We start from the raw sequence: 21,152 nt of genomic DNA, 5'->3' as shown, positions 1-21,152 counted from the left end.
CGGGGTCCTCTCATGACCGGGCGTCGGGGGCAGGGGGGTCAGGCGGTCTCGAAGTCGGTCACCAGCCACTGCATGCCCCGCCGCTCCAGCCGCACGGCGAGCACGCGGCTGCGCGGCCCGCAGTTGACCAGCAGGCACATCTCGATGACCCCCTCCAGAGGCCGTTGCACGTGCGGGAGACCGGTCAGCGGCGGCCGCTCGGTGTCGATCATCTTTCCCGCCCGGACCAGCTCGCGGTAGGCCCGCTCGGTGAGCCGGCCGGCCACCGTCTCCGGCGGCCTCCGGCCCGCCAGGATCTCCGCCAGCGCCTGGCCGAGCCCGCGCAGGCGGCGCTCGTCGGTGAGGGAGCCCCCCGGCCGCCCGTACGGGTAGGACACGGGCGGCGCCGGGAGGGTCGCCGGGGCGAGGGCGAGCGCGCCGTAGGTGACCGGGCCGTCGTCCCGCTCGTCGTACGGAGGATCGGCCGAGGGGACGGACGCGAGCCGTGGCAGGGGGACGGGCTTGGGCATCGGGACTCCGCTCTCGCGCGCCGGGTTCTGACGCCTAATAGAGATTTCGGTCATCCCGCCTGATACCGGGGTCGCCAACTTTGCCGAGAATCGCGGTCGTGTGCCGCCGTTCGTCCGGGAAGATCCGGCCGAGCTGGGGGAACATCCCCTGTTACCGGAACATGACGAAGAACATTGAGGTCATCCGGAATCCGTGGAGAACGCGACAGGGGCGCCCGGGATCACCGGGCGCCCCTGCTTCCCCGCGAGGGGGACGTGACGCGTCAGGCGCGGGCGCGCGCCGTCTCGGCGCTCTCCCCGGAGTCCACATCGGGCTCGGGTTCCCGGCCGGGCGTCAGGATGTTCAGCTTCTTGATGAGGAAGCTGAAGATCACGTAGTAGAGGACGAAGTAGACGACGCCGATCAGCATGATCAGCCAGAAGTTGTGCGTGTTGTCCTTCGTCGCGTTCAGGCCCGCGTCGATGGCACCGGCGGAGAACCCGAAGCCGAGGCGTCCGTCCAGGAACGCGACCAGGGCCATCGAGACGCCGGTGAGCAGCGCGTGCACCGCGAACAGCACCGGCGCCACGAAGATGAAGGCGAACTCGATCGGCTCGGTGATGCCGGTGACGAAGGAGATCAGCGCCGAGGAGATCATGATGCCGCCGACGGTGGCGCGGCGGTGCGGCGGGGCGGCCCGCCACATCGCGATGGCGGCGGCCGGCAGGCCGAACATCATGACCGGGAAGAAGCCCGCCATGAACGCACCGGCGCCGTCCTGCCCGGCGAAGTAGCAGTTCAGGTCGCCCGCGGCGTGGGTGGCCCCGACGGTGCACTCCGGCACGGCGAACCAGACGATCGAGTTGACGAAGTGGTGCAGGCCGAAGGGGATGAGGCCCCGGTTCACGATCCCGTAGATGCCCGCGCCGAGCGTGGAGTGGGTCGCCAGCCAGTCGCCGAAGTTGGTCAGTCCCTCACCGATCGGCGGCCAGATCAGGCCGAAGACGACGCCGAGGACGAGCCCGGCCAGCGCCGTGAGGATCGGCACGAAGCGCCGCCCGCCGAAGAAGGCCAGGTAGGCGGGCAGCTTCGTGCGGTAGTACCGCTGCCACAGGACGGCCGCGACGAGGCCCATGAGGATGCCGCCGAGCACTCCGGTCGGGTTGGCCGACGCCAGGTTGAGCGCCTCGGCAGGCTTGCCGTCCGCCCCCAGGACGGACTGCGCCACCTTCTTGTGCACCGCCGCGTCCGCGGCGGCGTCGAAGAACATCAAGTGGGTGACCCGGTCCCAGACGAGGTAGCCGACCACGGCCGCCAGGGCCGTCGAGCCGTCGGCCCGCCGGGCGAAGCCGACCGCGACACCCACCGCGAACAGCAGCGGCAGCGCGTCGAAGAGGGCGCCGCCCGCGCCGCCGATGACCTGTGCGATCTTGTCCAGGGTCGCGTTGTCCGTACGGCCGAGCAGGTCGTCCTGGCCGATCCGGAGGAGGAGCGCCGCGGCGGGCAGCGCCGCGATCGGAAGCATCAGGGAGCGGCCGATGCGGGAGAGTGCGGTCATCACCGCGTTCTGGCCCGAGGGTGCGGCCGGCAGGCCCGCGTCGGCGGAGGTGGAACTCATGGGCTGTTCCTCCAGGATGGGGGTTGCTGGTGCCCCTCCCGCCAATCTTTGCCCGTCGCGTCGCCCAGAGCGGCACCTCGCTGCGTTGTCGTCGTCGCTCGTAGCTCCGCTACGAGCTCCTCCTCCGCCTTGCGATGCACCACTCTGGACCCCGCTCCTTTCGGGCAAATCTTGGCGGTCACGGCACTAGAGGCGTCTGGCCGGGGCTCCGAGGAGCGTCCGGAGTTGATAGCGGTCGGCCCGGTAGGTCGAGACGCCGAGTTCGGCGCAGACCCCGCCGGCGAAGGACCGGCGCTGCAGCAGCAGCACGGCCCCGCCCCGGGGCAGTTTGAGCAGGTCGGCGTCGCTCGGATCGGCGACGCCGCCGTCGATGGTCAGCTCCCCGGCGTCCATCACGAGCGCGTAGCGCGACTCGAGCAGGGCGTACAGGGATCGTCCGGTCAGGTCGAACTCATCGAGGCCGGGCGCGAGCTTGACCGGGATGTGAGCCCGTTCGATGCTCAGCGGTTCCCCGTCCGCCGTACGCAGCCGCTCGATGAAGTGGACGGCGTCGCCCGGCTGGATGCCGAGCTGCCGCGCGAGGTGGGCACTGGCCCGGACCACCCGCCGGTCCAGGTCGCGGGAGCCCGGCTCCATGCCGCGCGCCCGCATGTCGTCGGTGAAGGAGGTGAGCTGGAGGGCCAGCTCGATCTTCGGCCGCGCCACGAACGTGCCCTTGCCCGGCACACGGTGCAGCCGCCCCTCGGACACCAGGTGGTCGACGGCCTGCCGTACCGTCATACGAGACAGGTCGAAGCGCTGGCTCAGGTCGCGTTCGGAGGGGATCGCCGCGCCGATCGGCAGCTCGTTGTTCTCGATGAGGTCGAGCAGGATCTCCCGTAGCTGGAAATACTTCGGCACCGGGCTGTCCGGATCGATCTGGGCCACTGATCCCTCCCCTCTCGCTCCGGATCGTGTGGATAAGTTAAGGTTCTTACTGGTCTAGTCCGGACTAGACCACAGCCGGGAAATATGTGTCAATGTATGGGCCGGCGACGGATCCATAACAGACAAATCTCGCCAAGCGGGGGATGATCACTGATGACGACCAGAATGCGCGGTGAGATCGCCGAGCAGCCCGCGGCGATCCGGGCGACGCTGGACGCCCTGCTCCCGCGGACCGGCGAGGTCGAGGCCGTCGCCCGCGGCACCCGGCACCTGCTCTTCGTCGCCCGCGGCACCTCGGACAACGCAGCGGTGTACGGCCGCTACCTGATCGAGGCGCGGACGGGCCGGATGGCCGCGCTGGGCGCCCCCTCGATCGCCACCACCTACCGCCGCAGACTCGACCTCGACGGCGTGCTGGCCGTGGGCCTGTCCCAGTCCGGCCGTACGGAGGAGATCGTCGAGACCCTCCAGTGGGCGAAGGACTGCGGCGCGCGGACCGTCGCCGTCACCAACGGCGGCGAGGACTCGCCGCTGGCGCAGGCGGCCGACCTCGCGCTGTGCACGCTCGCCGGCGAGGAGAAGGCCGTCCCGGCCACGAAGACCTATACGACCCAGCTCGCCGCGCTGGCCGTGCTCGCCATCGGCCTCGGCGCCGACGTCGACCCCGACGACCTGCGCCGGGTGCCGGACGCCGTGGAGAAGCTCGTCTCCGACCCCGGCGACCTGGACGCCGTGGTCGAGGGCCTGGCCGACAAGCCCGGCGTCGTCGTCTCCGGCCGCGGCCTGGCGTTCTCGACCGCCCTGGAGCTCGCGCTCAAGCTCAAGGAGGCGTGCTACCTGCACGCGATGGGCCTCTCGTACGCCGACCTGCTGCACGGCCCGATCGCGGTCGTGGACGCCGACACCCCGGCGATCCTGGTCGCGTCCGGACAGGGCCCCACACTCGCGGGCACCGTCGCGCTGGCCGAGCGGGTCACCGGCGCGGGCGCCGCCGCGTACGGCGTCGGGGGCGGCGAGTGGCTCGCCGCGGCCTCGACCGCCGCGCTGAACGGTCCGGACCTGCCCGAGTGGGTGGCGCCGTTGGGACTCATCGTCCCGGGGCAGTTGCTCACCGAGGCGCTCGCGCGCAGGCTCGGTATCGACCCTGATTCCCCCCGCGGTCTGAAGAAGGTCACCCAGACCGACTGAACGACGGACCGACCGAATACCAGGAGGACCCCCATGGCTGCAGACGCCGAGGCGATCATCGCCGGGCTCGGTGGCGCCGACAACATCATCGAGGTGGAGCCGTGCATCACGCGGCTGCGCACCGAGGTGCACGACGCGTCGAAGGTGAACCAGGCCGCGCTCAAGGCGGCCGGCGCCCACGGAGTGATGGCCGCGGGCAACGTCGTCCAGGTCGTGGTGGGGCCCGAGGCCGACACCATCGCCAGCGACATCGAGGACATCATCGGCTGAACCGGCAGGTCACGACGGGCCCGCCGGTCCCTCGCCCGTCCCTCACGGGTCTCCGGCGGCCCCTGCGTGACGCCTGCCCGGAACCTCAGGGAAGGGCGCTTCATTGACGACTGTTCTCGCCCCTGTCGCGGGGGCGGCCATCGGGCTGTCCGCCGTGCCCGATCCGGTGTTCTCCCAGGCGATGGTCGGCCCCGGCACCGCGATCGACCCCCGCAGGGAGCCCGTCGAGGCCCTGGCCCCGATCGACGGCACGATCGTGAAACTGCACCCCCACGCGTACGTCGTCGTGGGCGACGACGGCAGGGGCGTGCTGGTGCATCTCGGCATCGACACCGTCCAGCTCAAGGGGGAGGGCTTCCGCCTGCTCGCCGCCGAGGGCGACCGCGTACGGGCCGGTCAGCCGGTGGTGGCCTGGGACCCCGCGGTCGTGGAGGCGGGCGGCCGGTCACCGGTCTGCCCGGTGGTGGCGCTCGACGCGGTGCGGGACGCGGTCGGCGGGATCGCCGAGGGCAGCGTGAACGCGGGCGACACGCTGTTCGAGTGGGCGTGAGGCCGTCGTGAAGGCCGCGCTCTTCGATCTCGACGGCACTTTGATCAACACGGAGATACGCAGCCGGGCCCTGTGGCGGATGCTCCTGGACAGCCACGGGATCGCCCACGACGAGACGCTGCTGCGGCGCTTCATGGGCCGCCGCGGCTCCGACGTCATCCCCGAGGTGTTCCCCGACATGGACGCGCGGGCGCTGATGGACGAGATCTCCTCCTACTACGGCCATCCGGACCTGCCCGGCATCGTGCCCGTGCCGGGCGCGGCCGACCTGGTCCTGCGGGTCGCCGGGCACGGGTCGCCGCTCGCGCTGGTGACCTCGGCGGATCGGGACTGGGCGGTGGAAAGGCTGACCGAGATCGGGGTCCTGGAGGTGGTCCGGACCATCGTGTCCGCTGAGGACGTGACCGTGGGCAAGCCCGATCCGTCCGGCTATCTCCTGGCCGCGGACCTTCTCGGGGTGGACCCCGCCGCGTGCGTGGTGTTCGAGGACTCGCTCGCGGGCATCGAGGCGGCCCAGGCGGCGGGTATGACCTGCGTAGCGGTGGCCACCACGCATCACCCGGATGAACTGTCGCATGCTGATCTGGTAATCCCTGACATGTCGGGTATTGACTGGCCTTTGACGGAACCACCCGCGGTCTAGACCACCGCGCGGAGTGAGGAGAAAACGTGGCCGAGCGCAGAGTCAGTGTCACGTCGGAGGTCGGGCTGCACGCCCGCCCGGCGGCGACGTTCGTGCAGACCGCGGCGAAGGCGTCGTTCGACGTCACCATCGCCAAGGCGGGCGGCGCGCCGGTGAGCGCGAAGAGCATCCTGTCGGTGCTGGCGCTCGACGTGCGGCAGGGGGAGTCGATCGTCATCAGCGCGGAGGGCGAGGGGGCCGACGCGCTGCTCGACGAACTCGCCCAGATCGCCGCGGCCCCCTGACGCCGGCGGACGCGCGGTGAGCACACGGCGGACGCCGTCGGGCGGCGAGGCGACGGGCCCGGAGCCGCTCACGGGAGCGGGCGACAGGGCGACCGGCTCGGGAGCGGGCGACAGGGCGACCGGTCCCGGGGCCCTCACGGGGGGCGGGAAGACGGGCCTTACGGCGCCCGGCTCAGAAGCGGGTGACAGGGCGACCGCCCCGCGGTCGCCTACCGGCCCGGGGTCGCTCACCGGCACGGCGGTCAGCCCCGGCGCCGGATACGGCCCGGCCCACGTGCTGGCGGGGGAGATCCCCGAGCCGGACAAGGAGTCGCGCCACGGCGGCGACGCCGCAGCCGAGCGGGCCCGCGCCGAGCGGGCGGTCGAGGAGGTGGCCGCCGACCTCGAGGCGCGCGGCGCCAGGGCGGGCGGGGAGGCCCAGGAGGTGCTCGGCGCGCAGGCGCTGATGGCCCGCGATCCCAGCCTGGCGGCGGAGGTGGGCGCGCTGATCGACCGGGGCGTGGCCGCCCCGCGCGCCGTCTTCGACGCCTTCGGCAAATACCGCGACCTGCTCGCCGCGGCCGGAGGCTACCTCGCCGAGCGGGTGACCGACCTCGACGACATCCGCGACCGGACCATCGCCGTGCTCACCGGCCTGCCCATGCCCGGCGTGCCGGCGAGCGCCGCCGAGCCGTTCGTGCTCGTCGCCAGGGACCTCGCCCCGGCCGACACCGCGCTGCTGTCGAAGGACGTGGTCGCCGCGTTCGTCACCGAGCAGGGCGGGCCGACCAGCCACACCGCGATCCTCGCCCGCGCGATGGGCGTGCCCGCCGTCGTCGGCTGCGCGGGCGCCACCGCGATCGCCCCCGGCACCCCCGTGCTGGTGGACGGCGGCTCGGGTGAGGTGCTGCTCGCCCCCGGCCCGGACCGGGTCGCGGCGGCCCGCCGGGCCGTCGAGGCGCGGCGCGCGGCGCTGTCGGCGGCCGACGGCCCCGGCGCGACCGCCGACGGCCACCCCGTGCCGCTGCTCGCCAACATCGGCGGCCCGCGCGACCTGCCCGGCGCTCTCGAACACGGCGCCGAGGGCGTCGGTCTCTACCGCACCGAGTTCCTCTTCCTCGACCGCGCGTCGGCGCCGTCCGCGAACGAGCAGGAGGAGGCCTACCGCGCGGTGTTCGAGGCGTTCCCCCGCGGCCGGGTGGTGGTGCGCACGCTCGACTCCGGGGCCGACAAGCCGCTCGCGTTCCTGCCGCCGCCGGAGGAGGAGCCGAACCCGGCGCTCGGGGAACGCGGCCTGCGCATGTTCCGCCGCTACCCCGAGATCATGGCCGCTCAGCTCGGCGCGCTGGCCGCCGCCGCGGCGGGCACGTCCGCCAAGGTCCAGGTCATGGCGCCGATGGTGGCCACGGCCGAGGAGGCCGAGTGGTTCGCCGAGGCCTGCCGTACGGCGGGGCTGGACAGCGCGGGAATCATGATCGAGGTGCCGTCGGCGGCGCTGCGCGCGGCGGACCTCATCCGGGCCGCCGACTTCTTCTCGATCGGCACCAACGACCTCACGCAGTACGCGCTCGCGGCCGACCGCCAGGTCAGCGCCGTCGCCGGGCTGCAGGACCCGTGGCATCCGGCGGTGCTCGACCTGATCGCCATGGCCGCCTCGGCCGCCACCGAGGCGGGCAAGGGGTGCGGGGTCTGCGGCGAGGCGGCGGCCGATCCGGTGCTCGCCTGCGTGCTCGTCGGCATGGGGGTGACGTCGCTGTCGATGGGCGCTCCCGCGCTCCCGTGGGTGCGTGCGGCACTGGCCCGGCACACACTCGGCGAGTGCCGTTCCGCCGCCGCCGCGGCCCGGTCCGCCACCTCCGCGCGGGACGCCAAGGCCGCCGCGCGTGCGGCGCTGCCCGGCCTGGAGGACCTCGGGCTCTGATCCGTACGGCGTGGGCGGCGGGCGCCTCGTCCCGCCGCCCATGCCAGTCCGCGAGCCGGTGGGTGAGCAGGCCGGAGGTGCGGTTACGGTAAAAGGCGTGCCAGGACTCAGACAAGGCGGGGTCATGCTCGCCGCCCTCCTCGTGGCCGGATGCTCGTCCGGAACCGGCGCCGCGGGCGCGCAGGCCTCGCGGGGCGCGGCCACGCCGGTGTCCGCGTCCGCGGCGGCATCCTCCGCCTCCTCTACCGCCGCCACCCCGGCCGAGTCGTCGTCGGCTGCGTCGTCGTCGGAGGCGTCGGCGGAGGGGGCGTCGAAGGGGTTGGCCGAGCGGACGCTCGCCTCGATGAACCTGCGGGACAAGGTCGCGCAGTTGTTCACCGTCGTGGTCTGGGGCGCGAAGGCCGGAGGGCCGAGCAAGGAGAACCAGGCGCGGTACGGCGTGGCGACGCCGGCGGAGGTCGTGGAGAAGTTCCGGCCCGGCGGGGTGATCCTGTTCGACTGGGCGGGCAACGTGTCGGGGGCCGGGCAGGTGGCGGCGCTCACGACCGGCCTGCGCGAGGCGGCCCGCGAGGACGGCGGCGCGCCGCTCATGATCGGCGTGGACCAGGAGAACGGCATCGTCTCCCGGCTCCGCGCCCTGGTCACCAAGCTTCCCGGCGCGGCGCAGATCGGCGCGACCGGCCAGACCGCCAACGCGCGGGACGTCGCCCGGGTCACCGGTGAGGAACTCCGCGCCCTCGGCATCTCCCTCGACTTCGCCCCGGTCGCCGACGTCAACGTCAACCCCCGCAACCCGGTCATCGGGCCGCGCGCCTACGGCTCGGACCCGAAGAAGGTGGCGCCGATGGTCGGCGCCGCCGTCGACGGCTTCCACGCGGCGAAGGTGGCCTCCGTCGCCAAGCACTTCCCCGGCCACGGCGACACCTCCGTCGACAGCCACACCGGCCTCCCGGTCATCAAGCACTCGATGTCCAAGTGGCGGACGCTGGACGCGCCGCCGTTCCGCACGGCCATCGCCCACGGCGTGGACGTCGTCATGTCGGCGCACGTGGTGATGCCGCAGCTGGACCCCTCGGGCGACCCGGCGACGCTGTCGCACCGCATCCTCACCGGCCTGCTCCGCGACGAACTCGGCTTCGGCGGCGTGATCAGCACGGACGCGCTGGACATGGCCGGGGTGCGCAAGAAGTACGGCGACAGCGAGGTGGTCGTGCGGGCGGTCCTCGCCGGGGCCGACATGCTCCTCATGCCGCCGAACCTCCCGAAGGCGTACGACGCCATCCTCAAGGCGGTCAGGTCGGGTCGGATCTCAGAAAGCAGGATCGACGAGTCGGTGCTGCGGATCCTGCGGCTGAAGGAGAGGCGCGGCCTCTTCGGGCCGATCCGCACCGACCCCGGCGCGTTGCGGTCCCCCGAGCACCTCAAGGTCGCCGCGCGCGTCTTCGCCCAGTCCCGCTGAGCCCTGCCCGCCTCAGCCCTGCCCGCCTGAGCCCTGCCCGCGCGAGCCCTGCCCGCCTGATCCCCTGCCCGCCTGGTTCCGCGAGGGCTTGGGCGGGGCGGTCGCCGGGGGAGACCTATATTTGAGAGGCACGTCGGCTGGGAGGCGCGGTGCTCAAGGGTGTGCTGATCGACTGGGGCGGGGTTCTGACGACGAGCCTGACCGAGTCCATCGTGGAGTGGATCGAGGCCGACCGGATCGACCCCCGGCACTACCGGGAGGTCATGCGCGCGCTGGTCACCCAGGCCTACCAGGCCGGTGTCCAGTCAGGCGGCGAGAACCCGATCCACGCGCTGGAGCGCGGCGAGATCCCCATCTTCGAGTTCGAGCGCGAGCTGGCCGCCCGCCTGGTCACCCTCGACGGCGGCCCGCCCGAGGCCGACGGCCTGCTGACCCGGATGTTCGCCGGGTTCCGGCCCGTCGAGGAGATGAACGAGATGCTGCGCCTGGCCCGCGTCGCGGGGCTGAGCACCTGCCTGGTGTCGAACTCGTGGGGCGACCACTACACGCGCGAGGGCTGGGAGGCCATCTTCGACGCGGTCGTCATCTCCGGCGAGGTCGGCATGCGCAAGCCGGAGGAGCGCATCTTCCACCACGCGCTCGGCCTGCTCGCGCTGGAGGCGGGGCAGTGCGTGTTCGTCGACGACATCGAGGCGAACATCACGGCGGCGCAGGCCCTCGGGCTGGTCGGCGTCCACCACACCGATCCCACGGCGACCATCGCCGAGATGGAGCGCCTGTTCGGCGTGCCGCTGCGCGCGGCACGCTCCGCGGAGCAGCCGCCCGGTCTGTAGATTCAGCCGCAGGGACGGGCCGGGGGTGTCCCGGCCGCACCGATATCGAGTCGAGGAACGCATGCGCGTGTATCTGCCGTCCACGCTGCCCGCGCTGGCGCGCGTCGTCGCCGCCGGTGAGCTGGGTCCGGCTCCGCTGACCGGTTTCGCGGTCACCCCCGCGTTGATCGAGTGGTACGCCTCGGGGGACACCGAGGAACTGGAGTACGTCGCGCTCACCGAGGCCGCCCGTGCCTCGCTGCGCCTGCTGGCCGCCGGCCCGGCGACCGGTGACGGAGAGGGCGCCGCACGGCGGGTGGTCCTCGCGGCCGAGGTGCCGGACGAGACCGTGAAGGCCGGGGGCGGCCTGGAGGAGCGCGCCCGCGTCCGGGTGGTCGAGCCGGTTCCGCTGAAGCTGCTCGCCGCGGTGCACGTGGACGACCCGGCCGCCGTGCCGGACGTCGAGGCGGCGATCGCGGTGCTGCCCGCCGCCGACGGCGGGGACGACGACGCGCGGTTCGTCGTGGACGGCGTGGAGGACCACGAACTGCTCTGGTACGCCACACAGGAGATCCCCGATCTGCTGAGCTGACCGGCGGCGTTCACGATTTCGTCACAGGCGCCGTCTAAGCTTGAGACGAGATGACACACATTGTTTGGGACTGGAACGGGACGCTCTTCCACGACGTCGACGCCGTCATCGGCGCGACCAACGAGCTCTTCCAGTCGTACGGCCTCGGGCCGTACGACGTGGAGGGCTTCCGCGAGGTCTACACCCGCCCGATCTGGGTGGCGTACGAGCGGATGCTCGGCCGGCCGCTGCGCGAGGGCGAGTGGGAGCTGCTCGACACGGGTTTCCACGAGCACTACCACCGGCTGATGGAGGTCTGCAATCTCGCCGAGGGCGCGCTGTCGAGCCTGCGCGCCTGGGACGAGTCGGGCCGCACGCAGTCGCTGCTGTCCATGTGGGGCCACGAGCGGCTGGTCCGGAAGGTCGGCGAGTTCGGCATCGACGGTCACTTCCGGCGGGTCGACGGGCTGCGCTCGGCGTCCGGGGGCCACAAGGCCGAGCACATGGTCGAGCACCTGCGCGCGCTGGGCATCGACTCGGCGAAGGTCGTCGTCATCGGCGACAGCGTGGACGACGCCCACGCCGCACTGCACGTCGGCGCCCGCGCGGTCCTCTACACGGGCGGCATGACGCGGCGGTCCGACCTGGAGGGCGTCGGCGTCCCGGTGGTGGACTCGCTGGCCGACGCCCTCGACTTCGTCTGACGGCCGCCCGGGCTCACGCGTCCCGGCGGGCCTGGCCTTCCTCCACGTCGAGGAGCCATCGAAGCCCGGCCCGCCTCGCGTCGTGCCGGTCCGGGTCGCGTGCCCGCGGGCGCCGGATCGCACATTCGGTATGCCGGTGACGGCCTGCGGCATCGTCTGCCCCGCCCGTGGGCCGTACGCTGGGCACGATCCCCGACGCACCCCCCACGGAGGCCGCGATCAACCGCCTCGTTCTCTGGAACGTCGACCTCACGCTCGTCGACGTCGCCATCGTGACCCGCGACGCCTACGCGGCCGCCTTCCGGATGGTGACGGGACGGCCGCTGGTGAAACTCGCGCCGGCGGCGGGCCGCCCCGACTCCGAGATCGTCTTCGAGACCCTCGCCGTCAACGGCATCGCCGTCGAGGACCACCACCTGCCGAGGTTCCTCGACGCGCTGGCCGTCTGCTTCGCCGAACGGCGCGACCGGCTGACCAGGGAGGGGCGTGCGATGCCCGGGGCGCGGGACGCGCTCAAGGCCGTCTCCCGTCTCGACGGCGTCGTGCAGTCGGTGCTCACCGGGACCGTCAAGAGCAACGCCGTCCACAAGCTCAAGGCCTTCGGCCTGGACAAGTGGATCGACTTCGAGGTGGGCGGGTACGGCGAGGAGGTCTATCCGAAGGCCACCCTGCTGCAGGTCGCCCAGGGGCGGGCCAGGGAGCGGCACGGCGCCGCCTTCACCGCGGGCAACACCGTGCTCGTCGGCGACTCCGCCCGCGACGTCCAGGCGGCGCGGATCGGCGGCGCGGCGATGATCGCCGTGGCCTCGGGCCGGTCCACCCCGGCCGAGCTGCACGAGGCGGGCGCCGACATCGTGCTGCCCGACCTCGCCAACTCCTCCGAGGTCGTCGCGGCCGTCGCCCGCCTGACCTCCCCGGCCGGCCGTACGGGCCGCTGAGACGTCGACCTGTGCGGTGCCCCGACACGACCCTGTCTCGGCGGAATGTGGGTGATCCGCGGAGTTAGGTGAGTATACGGATACTCTTGGCAGGCCTGATCACGCGATCGATCCTGAGCGCAAATCTCCTACGCAAGGATTCGCGATGATCAGTCGAATCTCAGCCGTCGCGGTGCTCCTCCTCGGGATGCTCGCGATGAACCTTGCCGGTGGAACCGCCCGAGCCGCCGGTACGCGCCCCTTCTCCGTCACCATCACCCATGTGGAGTGCGTGGACGACTGTGACGAGGAGGGGCTGGAGGCCGCGCTGGAAGGCCACGCCGATTTCTACGCCAAAGTGTGGATAAACGGCGTAAAACAGCCACCGGGTAGCAGCGACGACGACCCGTCTACCCCCATCATCGACAACAACGGGAGCATCGACCCGTTCTGGGTGGTGTCGACGCAGGTTCCCGACAGCGTGGTGAACGTGCCGGTCACCATCCAGATCTGGGACAGGGACGACAGCTCCGGCGACGACCTCGGCGACGCGAGCCCGCGCGACGACGACAACAACCTCGACTTCAGGGTCAGTTACTACAACGGCAAGTGGATCGACCACACCGGCCAGGAGGACCAGGTCAACTGGCCCCAGTCGTGTTCGACGGGGGACGGCGGAGACGACGACGAACCCCGCGTCAAGGTGTGCTTCGACGTCAGCACCGAGTCGACCAGCGGCGACTCCGACGGCGACTTCCTGCTCGACGGATGGGAGCGCAACGGCTACAACGCGGACGGCGACGGCACCGTGGACGTCGATCTCCCCGGCATGGGCGCCGACCCGCTGCGGAAGGACCTGTTCCTGGAGGTCGACTGCCTGGCCGCCGCCGACCACGACCACTGCCCGGCTCAGGGGGCGGTCCAATCGGTCGTCCAGGCGTTCGCCGACGCTCCCGTGGACAACGCCGACGGCACCAAGGGGCTCCAACTGCACGTCGACGTCGGCAACATGTTCCGCCAGGCCCCGGGAACCGCCACCACAGTGCCGCGTGCAGGGGCGGCGGCACCGGTGGGGACCTTCGGCAACTACGGAGGCGGCGGCGACCGGATCGCGGAGGCCGGCAACACGGTGGTCGACTGGGACGGAGCCGCCGGCAGGCCGGCGACGAACTTCTTCACCCTGAAGAACATGAACAAGGCCCGCGACCTCCTCTTCCGCTACGCGCTGTTCGTCCACCAGACCAACTACCGGTCCGCGGCCAACGACTGCACGAGCGGCTGGGCGAAGGGCATCCCCGGCGTGAACTTCATCGTCGCCCTGGGCGGCACGAACGCGGGGGGCGGCGCCTGCTGGGGGACCGACGCCGGCGGCCGTTCGGTCGGCACGCAGAACGAGCAGGCGGGCACGCTCATGCACGAGTTCGGCCACACCCTCGGCCTGCAGCACGGTGGCGGCGACAGCGTCAACAACAAGCCCAACTACCTGAGCCTCATGAACTACACCTTCCAGGACTGCAGCGTCCCGGCGTTCCCCGGAGTGGTCCCGGGAGGCTGCGACTACTCCCGCGTCGCCCTTTCGCCGCTCAACGAGGTGCTGCCGCCCGGCCTGGACGAGTGCGCGGGAATCGGCGTCGCCGGCGCGGGCGGCAACGACTGGGACGGCGGCGGACTGTCCGGCGCGACGTGCGGGCCGCCGCTGCCGACCGCCAACGTGTCCGCGAACATCAACGGCGACTTCAACGACGCGAACGGCAACGGCACCCAGGACCCCGGCGAGGCGGCCATCCTGGGAACGCTGAACGGCTCCGAGGACTGGAACAGGATCTTCTACGGGTTCCGGACCATCGACGGTTTCCCGACGGCCGGCAGGCCCACCGAGGGCGAGCCCGACCCCGACGCCGTCCGCGACAACCGCGCGTTCCTCGCCCCGCTGGTCCGGCCGGAACCGGCCGTGGACACCACCGGCCCGGCAGGCGCCAACCCCGGTGACACCGTCGGCTACGACGCGAAGGTCGCCAACACGGGTCGCGGCCCGGCGCTCTCCACCGAACTCACCGACGTCCGACCCGACGGTACGCGCGCCGTCTTCGACATCGGCCTGCTCCCCGTCGGAGCCGGTGCGACACGCCACGTGAGCGTGGAGGTGCCGTGCACCGCCGAGGACGGCACGGTCCTGACGAACAGGGCCTCCGCCACGGCCAAGGACATGCTCGGCAACGCCTTCTCCGGCTCCGGCACGGTCACGACCACCGTGCACGCGCCGGTGCTCGCCGTGTCGAAGACCGCCACCCCGTCGGTCAACGCGGGCGAGGCGATCACCTACCGGATCACGTACGAGAACACGGGCAGCGGCGGCGCGGACGACGTGGTCGTCACCGACGTCCTCCCCGCCGGGGTGTACTACAGCAGGGCGCTGGACAAGGGAGCCGGGCCCGCGCCTGAGGTGACCCTCAACGGGGACGGCACCCGCACCCTCGTGTGGCACGTCGGCGGCGTCGCCGGCGCCTCGGGCCGCAGGACTATCGAGTACACGGCCCGGCCGAGCCTGCTCGCCGCGCCGGGAAGCACGGTCACGAACACGGCCCGGGTGACGTTCACCAACGCCAACGGCTGCACGTACGCGCCCGTGACCGCGTCGGCCACGACGAGGATCACCCAGGTGCCCGCGACGCGCGACCCGCTGAGCCAGGGGTACTGGAAGAACCATTCGCAGCAGTGGACGGATGAGATCCTCGCCCGCATCCAGGCGACCGACCAGCGTTTCGAGAGGGCGGACGGCTCGACCGCAGACGGCGCCCTGTCGCCGGCCGAGGTCACGGCCGTCCTGACGGCGGGCGGCCCGCAGGTGAACATCCTGCGCACCCAGCTTCTCGCCGGTTACTTCAACCTGGCCACCCGGCGCGTCGACGCCGACACGACGGTCTCCTCGGCGGCGGCCCTCCGGAACGGCGTCCACACCGTCCGTGACGCGGCTCTCTTCGCCGCCGGAACGCTCGCCCTTCCCGTAGCGGGCAACGGGGACCGCTACGGCGATGCGATCCGGATCCTGGACGAGATCAACAACAACAGGAGCGAGGTGTACTGAACCACCCCGGCTCGCCTGCCGGGCCGAGAGGCCGGTTCCGACGATCGGAACCGGCCTTTCGGCCGCTGCGGAGAAGGTCGACGAGCGTACGGTCGTCGCTCAGAGCGCCCTGAGGAAGCGGGCGGCGACCGGGGCGGCGACCTCCGCGCCGGTGCCGCCGCCCTCGACCACCACCGCGAAGGCCAGGTCACCCCTGTAGCCGATGAACCACGAGTGGGTGGGCGGCTCTTCGCTCGACCCAGCCTCGCCCGACCCCGCCTCGCCCGAGCCGTACTCGGCCGTGCCGGTCTTGCCCGCGGCGCCCGGCGGGAAGGAGACACCGCTCGCCGTGCCCTCGCTGACCACGGCGGGCATCAGCCTCCGCAGCGCGGACACGACCGCCGGCTCCAGCCGGCGGGGAGGAGTGGCGTCCGGGACGAGCGATGCCGGGACCAGCCGGGGCTGGCGCCAGGTGCCCGCGGCGACGGCGCCCGCGACCGCGGCCATGTTCAGCGGGCTGGCCAGGACGCGCCCCTGGCCGATGGCGGCGGACGCGAGGTCGGTCTCGTCGCGCGGCGCGGGGAAGGCGGCGTCCACGGCGGGCACACCGATCTTGATGGTTGCGCCGAACCCGAAGTCGGCGGCCACCTTGGTCAGGCGGTCCGCGCCGAGGCGGTCCACCGCCATGGCGCCGAACGTGGTGTTGCACGAATGCGCGAAGGCGTCGACGAAGCGCAGCGTGCCGTAGTCGTGGTGCTCGGCGTTGTGGAACGGGAAGCCGCCGATCGTCTTCTCGGCGGGGCACTCGACGGTCTGGCCGGGCGTGACGCCACCGGCGACCAGGGCCGAGGCCGTCACCACCTTGAAGGTGGAGCCGGGCGGATACGCGCCGAGCAGGGCGCGGTTGTAGCCGCCCGGCTTGTTCACCACCGCCAGGACCTCGCCCGTGGACGGGCGCAGCGCGACGAGCGAGGCGGGTTTGTCCACGCCGTCCAGGGCCCGCGCCCCCGCCCGGTGCACCCGCAGGTCGAGCGTGGTCCGCAGCGGCTCGCCGGGCTTCGCCCCGCCTTCGGCGAGGGTGACGACCTTCGAGCCCGTCCGCGTGTCGACGAGGTCGGCCCGCGCGGACGCGGTGCCGTCCAGACGGGAGCCGTACCGCGCGCGGAGTGCCTCCACGAGCTGCTGCACGGAGCCCGGAGCGTCCGGCGTGTCGATGCGGGTGCCGTCCGCGGCGGTCGTCGGGGCGCGCTCGGCGGGCACCGTGGTGAGCCTGGCCCGCACGCCGCCGGTCAGCCGCGGGTGGACGGCCGCCGGGGTCCAGGCCACCTTCCAGGCGCGGTCGCTCTCGACCAGCCGCAGCCTGCCGTCGTACGCGATGGGCAGCGGGCCGGTGAGCTGGGCCCGGAACCGCACGGTCTCCTCCTGGACGTCCCTCACCTGGAATCGCTGCCCGGTCAGCTTCAGGTCGTCGTGGAAGCGGCGGTAGGTGCTCTCGAAAGAGGCCGGCGGGCCGGCGGTGAGTGCGCGCATCGCCGTGTAGTCCGAGCGTGACCAGGCCGCGAGGAAGTCCCGCGCGGTCTCCTCGGGTGAGCCCTTCGTCCGCAGCGCCCAGATGGTCGCCCCCGCGGCCACCACCGGAACGAGCACCCCCGCCGTGACGTACGGCCACCGCCTTCGCTCTCTCATGCGTCCCCCTTCGAGTCGAGTGCGCGTCAAGGGCAGCAGACCGGCAGGGAGTATGTCCAATATGGATATGAACGCGCTTCATGTGCGATTTGGATATGCTCCCAGCTCGTGGACCTTGTCCGGCATCTCGGCTACTTCCTCGTCGTGACGGAAGAGCTGCACTTCGGGAACGCGGCCGCGCGGCTGGGCATGGCCCAGCCGCCGCTGAGCCAGCGCATCAGGCGTCTGGAGGAGGAGCTGGGCATGCGCCTGTTCGAGCGGTCGAGCCGCCGGGTCGCGCTGACCGAGGCGGGCCGGCTGCTGGTGCCCGAGGCCCGTGAGATCGTCGCCAGGGTGGAGCGGATGCGCGACCTCATGGCCGACCTGGCGCGCGGCGACGCGGCGGTCGTGCGTGCGGGCGTGCCCGCCGACCTGGGCGCACCCGTGCTCGCCGCGCTCATCGCGGGGTTCCGCGACCGACGCCCCGACGTACGGCTGTCGCCCGCCGAGATGGGCACGGCCGCGCAGGTCACCGCGTTGCTGGAGGGCAGGCTCGACGTCGGGCTGCTGCGGCATCCGGTCGCCGCGGACGGGCTCGCCTACGGGCCCGTGCTCGTCCGTCATCCGGGCGTCCTGCTGGCCGAGGACGACGAGCTCACCGCCTGGGCGACCGTGCACCTCGGTGACCTGGCCGGGCGGGAGCTGGTGCTGTTCCCCCGGGACGCCGAGCCCGGCCTGTACGACGACACGCTGGCCTCCTGCCGCCGCGGCGGATTCGTCCCCACCGCGATCACCTGCACCGAACGCGCGGAGTTCGCCCTCGGCCTGGTCCTGTCCGGCACGGCCGTCGCGTTCGGCGCCCCTGCGGAGACGCCGGGGGTGGTGTGGCGGCCACTCGCGGGCACGCCGCTGGCCTGGCGCTGCCTCCCGGCCTGGCGGGCCGAGCCGGGGCCGTACGTGCGAGACTTCACGGCCGTGGCCGTACGGGTGCTGAAGGAGAGCGCGGGCATGGTGGACGAGGGAGCGCCGCCCACGCCCCGTGTGGCGCCGCGCCCGGCGACCGGGTTCCTCGCGTGAGCCCCGGCGTGGATCCGCTGGAGCGCGTCTTCCGCAACGCCGGCGTCACCGGATGGCTGCACGTCGTCGACGTCGACGGCGGGCGCGAGGTGGGCCTGCGGGCCGGCGAGCCGGTGGTGCTCGCGTCGGTCTTCAAATTGCCCCTGCTGGTGGAACTGCACCGCCAGGCCGAGCGCGGGCTGCTCGACCTCGCCGGGCTCGTCCGCGTGCCGGCGGAGGGCCGTACGCGCGGGGGCACCGGGCTGGCGGCGATGCTCGACGACGCCACGCTGTCGCTGCGCGACCTGGCGTACCTGATGATGACGGTGAGCGACAACGCCGCGGCCGACGTGCTGCTGGCCCGGGTGGGCCGGGAGGCGGTCAACACGCTGCTCGACGGTCTCGGGCTCACGGAGACGCGGGTGGTGCACGACTGCCGCGACATGCTGACCAGCCTGTGGGAGGACGCGGGTGTGGCGGACCAGGCCGCCCTGATGCAGGCGTGCGCCGACCCCGAGGTGGTGGCACGGCTGCGCGCGCTCCATCCGGAGCGGAGCAACCGGAGCACGCCACGCGAGATGACCCGGCTGCTGGCCATGATCTGGCGGGACGAGGCGGCGGGCGCGGCCTCGTGCGCGGCGGTCCGCCGCCTCATGGCCCTGCAGGTGTGGCCGCACCGGCTGGCCTCGGGCTTCCCGTTCGACGACGTCGCGGTGAGCGGCAAGACGGGCACGCTGCCCACGCTCCGCAACGAGGTCGGGGTGGTCGAGTATCCCGACGGCGGGCGCTACGCCGTGGCGGTCTTCACCCGGTCGCTCAGCACGGCGCAGAACCAGCCGCGGGCCGACGCCGCGATCGGGGCCGCCGCCCGCATCGCGATCGACCAGCTCAGAACCCACATATGACAGGGGTGTTCTGTGTGGGCCGCGAGGGTGACACCTGGCCCGGGCATGGCGAAGATGGGGGGCATGGTCGAGGAAGGCGCTCTGCTCTGGGAACCCACGCCCGACGTCGTGCGTGCCGCCCGGATCACCCGGTACATGGAACGGCTGGGCCACACCGGTACGTACGAGGACGTGTGGAAGTGGTCGGTCGAGTCTCCGGCCGACTTCTGGACGTCCATCTGGGACTACTTCGGCGTGATCGGCACGCGTGGCGACGGGCCCGTCATCCGTGGAACGATGCCGGACGCCGAATGGTTCGCCGGCTCGGCCCTCAACTACGCCGAGAACGCGCTGCGCGGCCACCCCGGCCGTACGGCGGTGGTCTTCCGCGACGAGTCGGGCAGCCGCTGGCAGTACTCGCTGGGCGAGATCCGCGAGGAGGTCGCCCGGGTCCGGGCGGGGCTGGTGCGGCTCGGCGTCGGGCTCGGTGACCGGGTCGCGGCCTACGTCCCGAACATCCCCGAGGCGCTCATCGCCTTCCTCGCCACCGCCTCGCTCGGGGCGATCTGGTCCTCCTGCTCGCCGGACTTCGGCGCGCCCAGCGTGACCGACCGCTTCGCGCAGATCGAGCCGAAGGTGCTGATCGCGGTGGACGGTTACCGCTACGGCGGCAAGGCGTACGACCGGTCGGAGGTGGTGCGCGAGATCGCCGGGAAGCTGCCGACGCTGCGGGCGACCGTCTGGATCCCGCGGCTCGGCGCGGAGGCGCCCGACGGCGCGCCGAGCTGGGACGACCTGCGCGCCGAGTTCGCGCCGCTGGAGTTCGAGCGGGTGCCGTTCGGTCATCCGCTGTGGGTGCTCTACTCCTCGGGCACCACCGGCCTGCCCAAGCCGATCGTCCACGGCCACGGCGGAATCGTCCTGGAGCACCTCAAGTCGCTGTCCTTCCACCAGGACCTCGGCGAGGGGGACGTGTTCTTCTGGTACACCACCACCGGCTGGATGATGTGGAACTACCTCATCGGCGGCCTGCTGGCCGGCGCCACCGTCCTGCTGTACGACGGCAGCGCGGCCCATCCCGGCACCGAGGCCCTGTGGCGGCTCGCCGCCGAGGAGGGCGTGACCTACTTCGGCACCGGCGCGCCGTACATCGTCGCGTCCATGAAGGCCGGGCTGAAGCCGGAGGGCCTCGACCGGCTGCGCGGCATCGGCTCGACCGGCTCGCCGCTGCCGCCGGAGGGGTTCGCCTGGGTCTACTCCGAGGTCGGGCCCGGCGTGCAACTCGGCTCGTTCTCCGGCGGCACCGACGTGTGCACCGGGTTCGTCGGCCCGGTGCCACTGCTGCCGATCCGGGCCGGCGTCATCCCGTGCCGCTGCCTCGGCGCGTCCGTCGAGTCGTTCGACCCCTCCGGGGCCTCGATCGTCGGTGAGGTGGGCGAACTCGTCATCACCCGGCCCATGCCGTCCATGCCGGTCATGTTCTGGAACGACCCCTCCGGCGACCGGTACCGGGAGTCGTACTTCGCCGACTATCCGGGCGTCTGGCGGCACGGCGACTGGATCAAGATCCTCCCCGACGGCGGCTGCGTCATCTACGGCCGGTCCGACTCCACCCTGAACCGCGGCGGGGTGCGCATGGGCACCAGCGAGTTCTACCGGGTCGTCGAGCGGTTCGAGGAGATCGCCGACAGCCTGGTCATCGACACCGGGCAACTCGGCCAGGAGGGCAGGCTGCTGCTCTTCGTCACGCTCGCCGACGGCACCGCACTGTCCGACGACCTGATCTCCCGGCTGCGTACGGCCCTGCGCACCGAACTGTCCCCCCGGCACGTGCCCGACGAGATCCACGAGGTCCCCGGCATCCCCCGCACGCTGTCGGGCAAGAAGCTGGAGGTCCCCGTACGGAAGATCCTGCTCGGCACGCCCGTCGACCGGGCGGCCAACCGCGACGCCATGGCCAACCCCGAGGTCCTCTCCCACTTCGCGCCCGAACGGTGAGGGCCCTCTGTATAAGTGCACTTCTTAGAGCGTGTTTGAGAAGGGTCGATAACGGTCTGCGCATCTCGCCGCTGTGACCACCGTCGGATCGCGATCATGACTGTGTGCCCCGCGAGCGTCGCTACCCCTCCGATCTGACCGACGCCCAATGGG

At 72.4% G+C, this 21,152-nt stretch carries 19 protein-coding genes; 15 read left to right on the top strand and 4 right to left on the bottom strand.

The annotated features are described in order from the left end of the window. Positions 1–38: 38 nt before the first annotated feature. The 3 genes from HHX33_RS26205 to HHX33_RS26195 form a co-directional block, all read right to left on the bottom strand. Positions 39–509, bottom strand: coding sequence for an Rv3235 family protein (locus HHX33_RS26205; RefSeq protein WP_182876934.1), 471 nt, complete (start codon positions 507–509; stop codon positions 39–41). A gap of 263 nt (positions 510–772) precedes the next feature. After that, complete coding sequence (locus tag HHX33_RS26200) at positions 773–2,107, bottom strand: PTS transporter subunit EIIC (protein WP_182876933.1); 1,335 nt, start codon at positions 2,105–2,107, stop codon at positions 773–775. 186 nt (positions 2,108–2,293) lie between these two features. Beyond that, entirely contained in the window at positions 2,294–3,034 is a 741-nt protein-coding gene (locus HHX33_RS26195; protein ID WP_117410363.1) for a GntR family transcriptional regulator, read from the bottom strand. Positions 3,035–3,187: 153 nt separating this feature from the next. On the opposite strand from HHX33_RS26195, the gene HHX33_RS26190 reads away from it, so the two are divergent. From HHX33_RS26190 to HHX33_RS26135, 12 genes are all read left to right on the top strand, one after another. Then, entirely contained in the window at positions 3,188–4,222 is a 1,035-nt protein-coding gene (locus tag HHX33_RS26190; RefSeq protein WP_182876932.1) for an SIS domain-containing protein, read from the top strand. Between the two features lie 33 nt (positions 4,223–4,255). Beyond that, positions 4,256–4,492, top strand: coding sequence for a glucose PTS transporter subunit EIIB (locus HHX33_RS26185; protein ID WP_036329147.1), 237 nt, complete (start codon positions 4,256–4,258; stop codon positions 4,490–4,492). 103 nt (positions 4,493–4,595) lie between these two features. After that, complete coding sequence (locus tag HHX33_RS26180) at positions 4,596–5,042, top strand: PTS sugar transporter subunit IIA (RefSeq protein ID WP_117410361.1); 447 nt, start codon at positions 4,596–4,598, stop codon at positions 5,040–5,042. A 7-nt stretch (positions 5,043–5,049) separates the two neighbouring features. After that, positions 5,050–5,685, top strand: a complete 636-nt coding sequence (locus HHX33_RS26175; RefSeq protein WP_182876931.1) for an HAD family hydrolase — start codon at positions 5,050–5,052, stop codon at positions 5,683–5,685. A 26-nt stretch (positions 5,686–5,711) separates the two neighbouring features. Then, the gene (locus HHX33_RS26170) at positions 5,712–5,969 is read left to right on the top strand and encodes an HPr family phosphocarrier protein (protein ID WP_117410359.1); all 258 of its coding nucleotides are present in this window, start codon (positions 5,712–5,714) and stop codon (positions 5,967–5,969) included. A gap of 16 nt (positions 5,970–5,985) precedes the next feature. After that, positions 5,986–7,869 (top strand): phosphoenolpyruvate--protein phosphotransferase, encoded by a 1,884-nt coding sequence (gene ptsP / locus HHX33_RS26165; protein ID WP_182876930.1) that lies wholly within the window; start codon positions 5,986–5,988, stop codon positions 7,867–7,869. 97 nt (positions 7,870–7,966) lie between these two features. Then, the gene (locus HHX33_RS26160; RefSeq protein WP_310741539.1) at positions 7,967–9,328 is read left to right on the top strand and encodes a glycoside hydrolase family 3 protein; all 1,362 of its coding nucleotides are present in this window, start codon (positions 7,967–7,969) and stop codon (positions 9,326–9,328) included. 149 nt (positions 9,329–9,477) lie between these two features. Beyond that, the gene (locus tag HHX33_RS26155; protein ID WP_182876929.1) at positions 9,478–10,161 is read left to right on the top strand and encodes an HAD family hydrolase; all 684 of its coding nucleotides are present in this window, start codon (positions 9,478–9,480) and stop codon (positions 10,159–10,161) included. 61 nt (positions 10,162–10,222) lie between these two features. Beyond that, complete coding sequence (locus HHX33_RS26150) at positions 10,223–10,732, top strand: DUF6912 family protein (RefSeq protein WP_182876928.1); 510 nt, start codon at positions 10,223–10,225, stop codon at positions 10,730–10,732. A 50-nt stretch (positions 10,733–10,782) separates the two neighbouring features. Further along, on the top strand, positions 10,783–11,415 hold the full coding sequence (locus HHX33_RS26145; RefSeq protein ID WP_111699368.1) for an HAD family hydrolase: 633 nt from the start codon (positions 10,783–10,785) through the stop codon (positions 11,413–11,415). Positions 11,416–11,582: 167 nt separating this feature from the next. After that, positions 11,583–12,353, top strand: a complete 771-nt coding sequence (locus HHX33_RS26140; RefSeq protein WP_310741538.1) for an HAD family hydrolase — start codon at positions 11,583–11,585, stop codon at positions 12,351–12,353. A 145-nt stretch (positions 12,354–12,498) separates the two neighbouring features. Further along, positions 12,499–15,417 carry a DUF11 domain-containing protein gene (locus tag HHX33_RS26135; RefSeq protein ID WP_182876927.1) on the top strand — a complete coding sequence of 973 codons (2,919 nt, stop codon included), beginning with the start codon at positions 12,499–12,501 and terminating at the stop codon, positions 15,415–15,417. Between the two features lie 99 nt (positions 15,418–15,516). Here HHX33_RS26135 and HHX33_RS26130 read toward each other — a convergent pair whose 3' ends face one another. Continuing rightward, a complete protein-coding gene (locus HHX33_RS26130; protein WP_182876926.1) occupies positions 15,517–17,082 on the bottom strand; it encodes a penicillin-binding transpeptidase domain-containing protein in 1,566 nt (521 codons plus the stop codon). Positions 17,083–17,190: 108 nt separating this feature from the next. Here HHX33_RS26130 and HHX33_RS26125 point away from each other — a divergent pair, with 108 nt between their 5' ends. The 3 genes from HHX33_RS26125 to HHX33_RS26115 all read left to right on the top strand — a co-directional run bounded on the left by HHX33_RS26125 (position 17,191) and on the right by HHX33_RS26115 (position 20,999). Further along, complete coding sequence (locus HHX33_RS26125; RefSeq protein WP_182876925.1) at positions 17,191–18,138, top strand: LysR family transcriptional regulator; 948 nt, start codon at positions 17,191–17,193, stop codon at positions 18,136–18,138. Beyond that, positions 18,135–19,022: a serine hydrolase gene (locus HHX33_RS26120; protein ID WP_310741537.1), complete on the top strand. Its 888-nt coding sequence runs from the start codon at positions 18,135–18,137 to the stop codon at positions 19,020–19,022. Before HHX33_RS26125 ends, HHX33_RS26120 begins: the two co-directional genes overlap by 4 nt. Positions 19,023–19,085: 63 nt before the next feature. After that, positions 19,086–20,999: an acetoacetate--CoA ligase gene (locus tag HHX33_RS26115; protein WP_182876924.1), complete on the top strand. Its 1,914-nt coding sequence runs from the start codon at positions 19,086–19,088 to the stop codon at positions 20,997–20,999. Positions 21,000–21,152: the final 153 nt, after the last annotated feature.

The organism is Microbispora sp. H10670 (genome assembly GCF_014161385.1).
Taxonomy (GTDB): domain Bacteria; phylum Actinomycetota; class Actinomycetes; order Streptosporangiales; family Streptosporangiaceae; genus Microbispora; species Microbispora triticiradicis.
The sequence above is the reverse complement of the archived record's forward strand: the minus strand, read 5'-3'. Positions and strand labels throughout refer to the sequence as shown.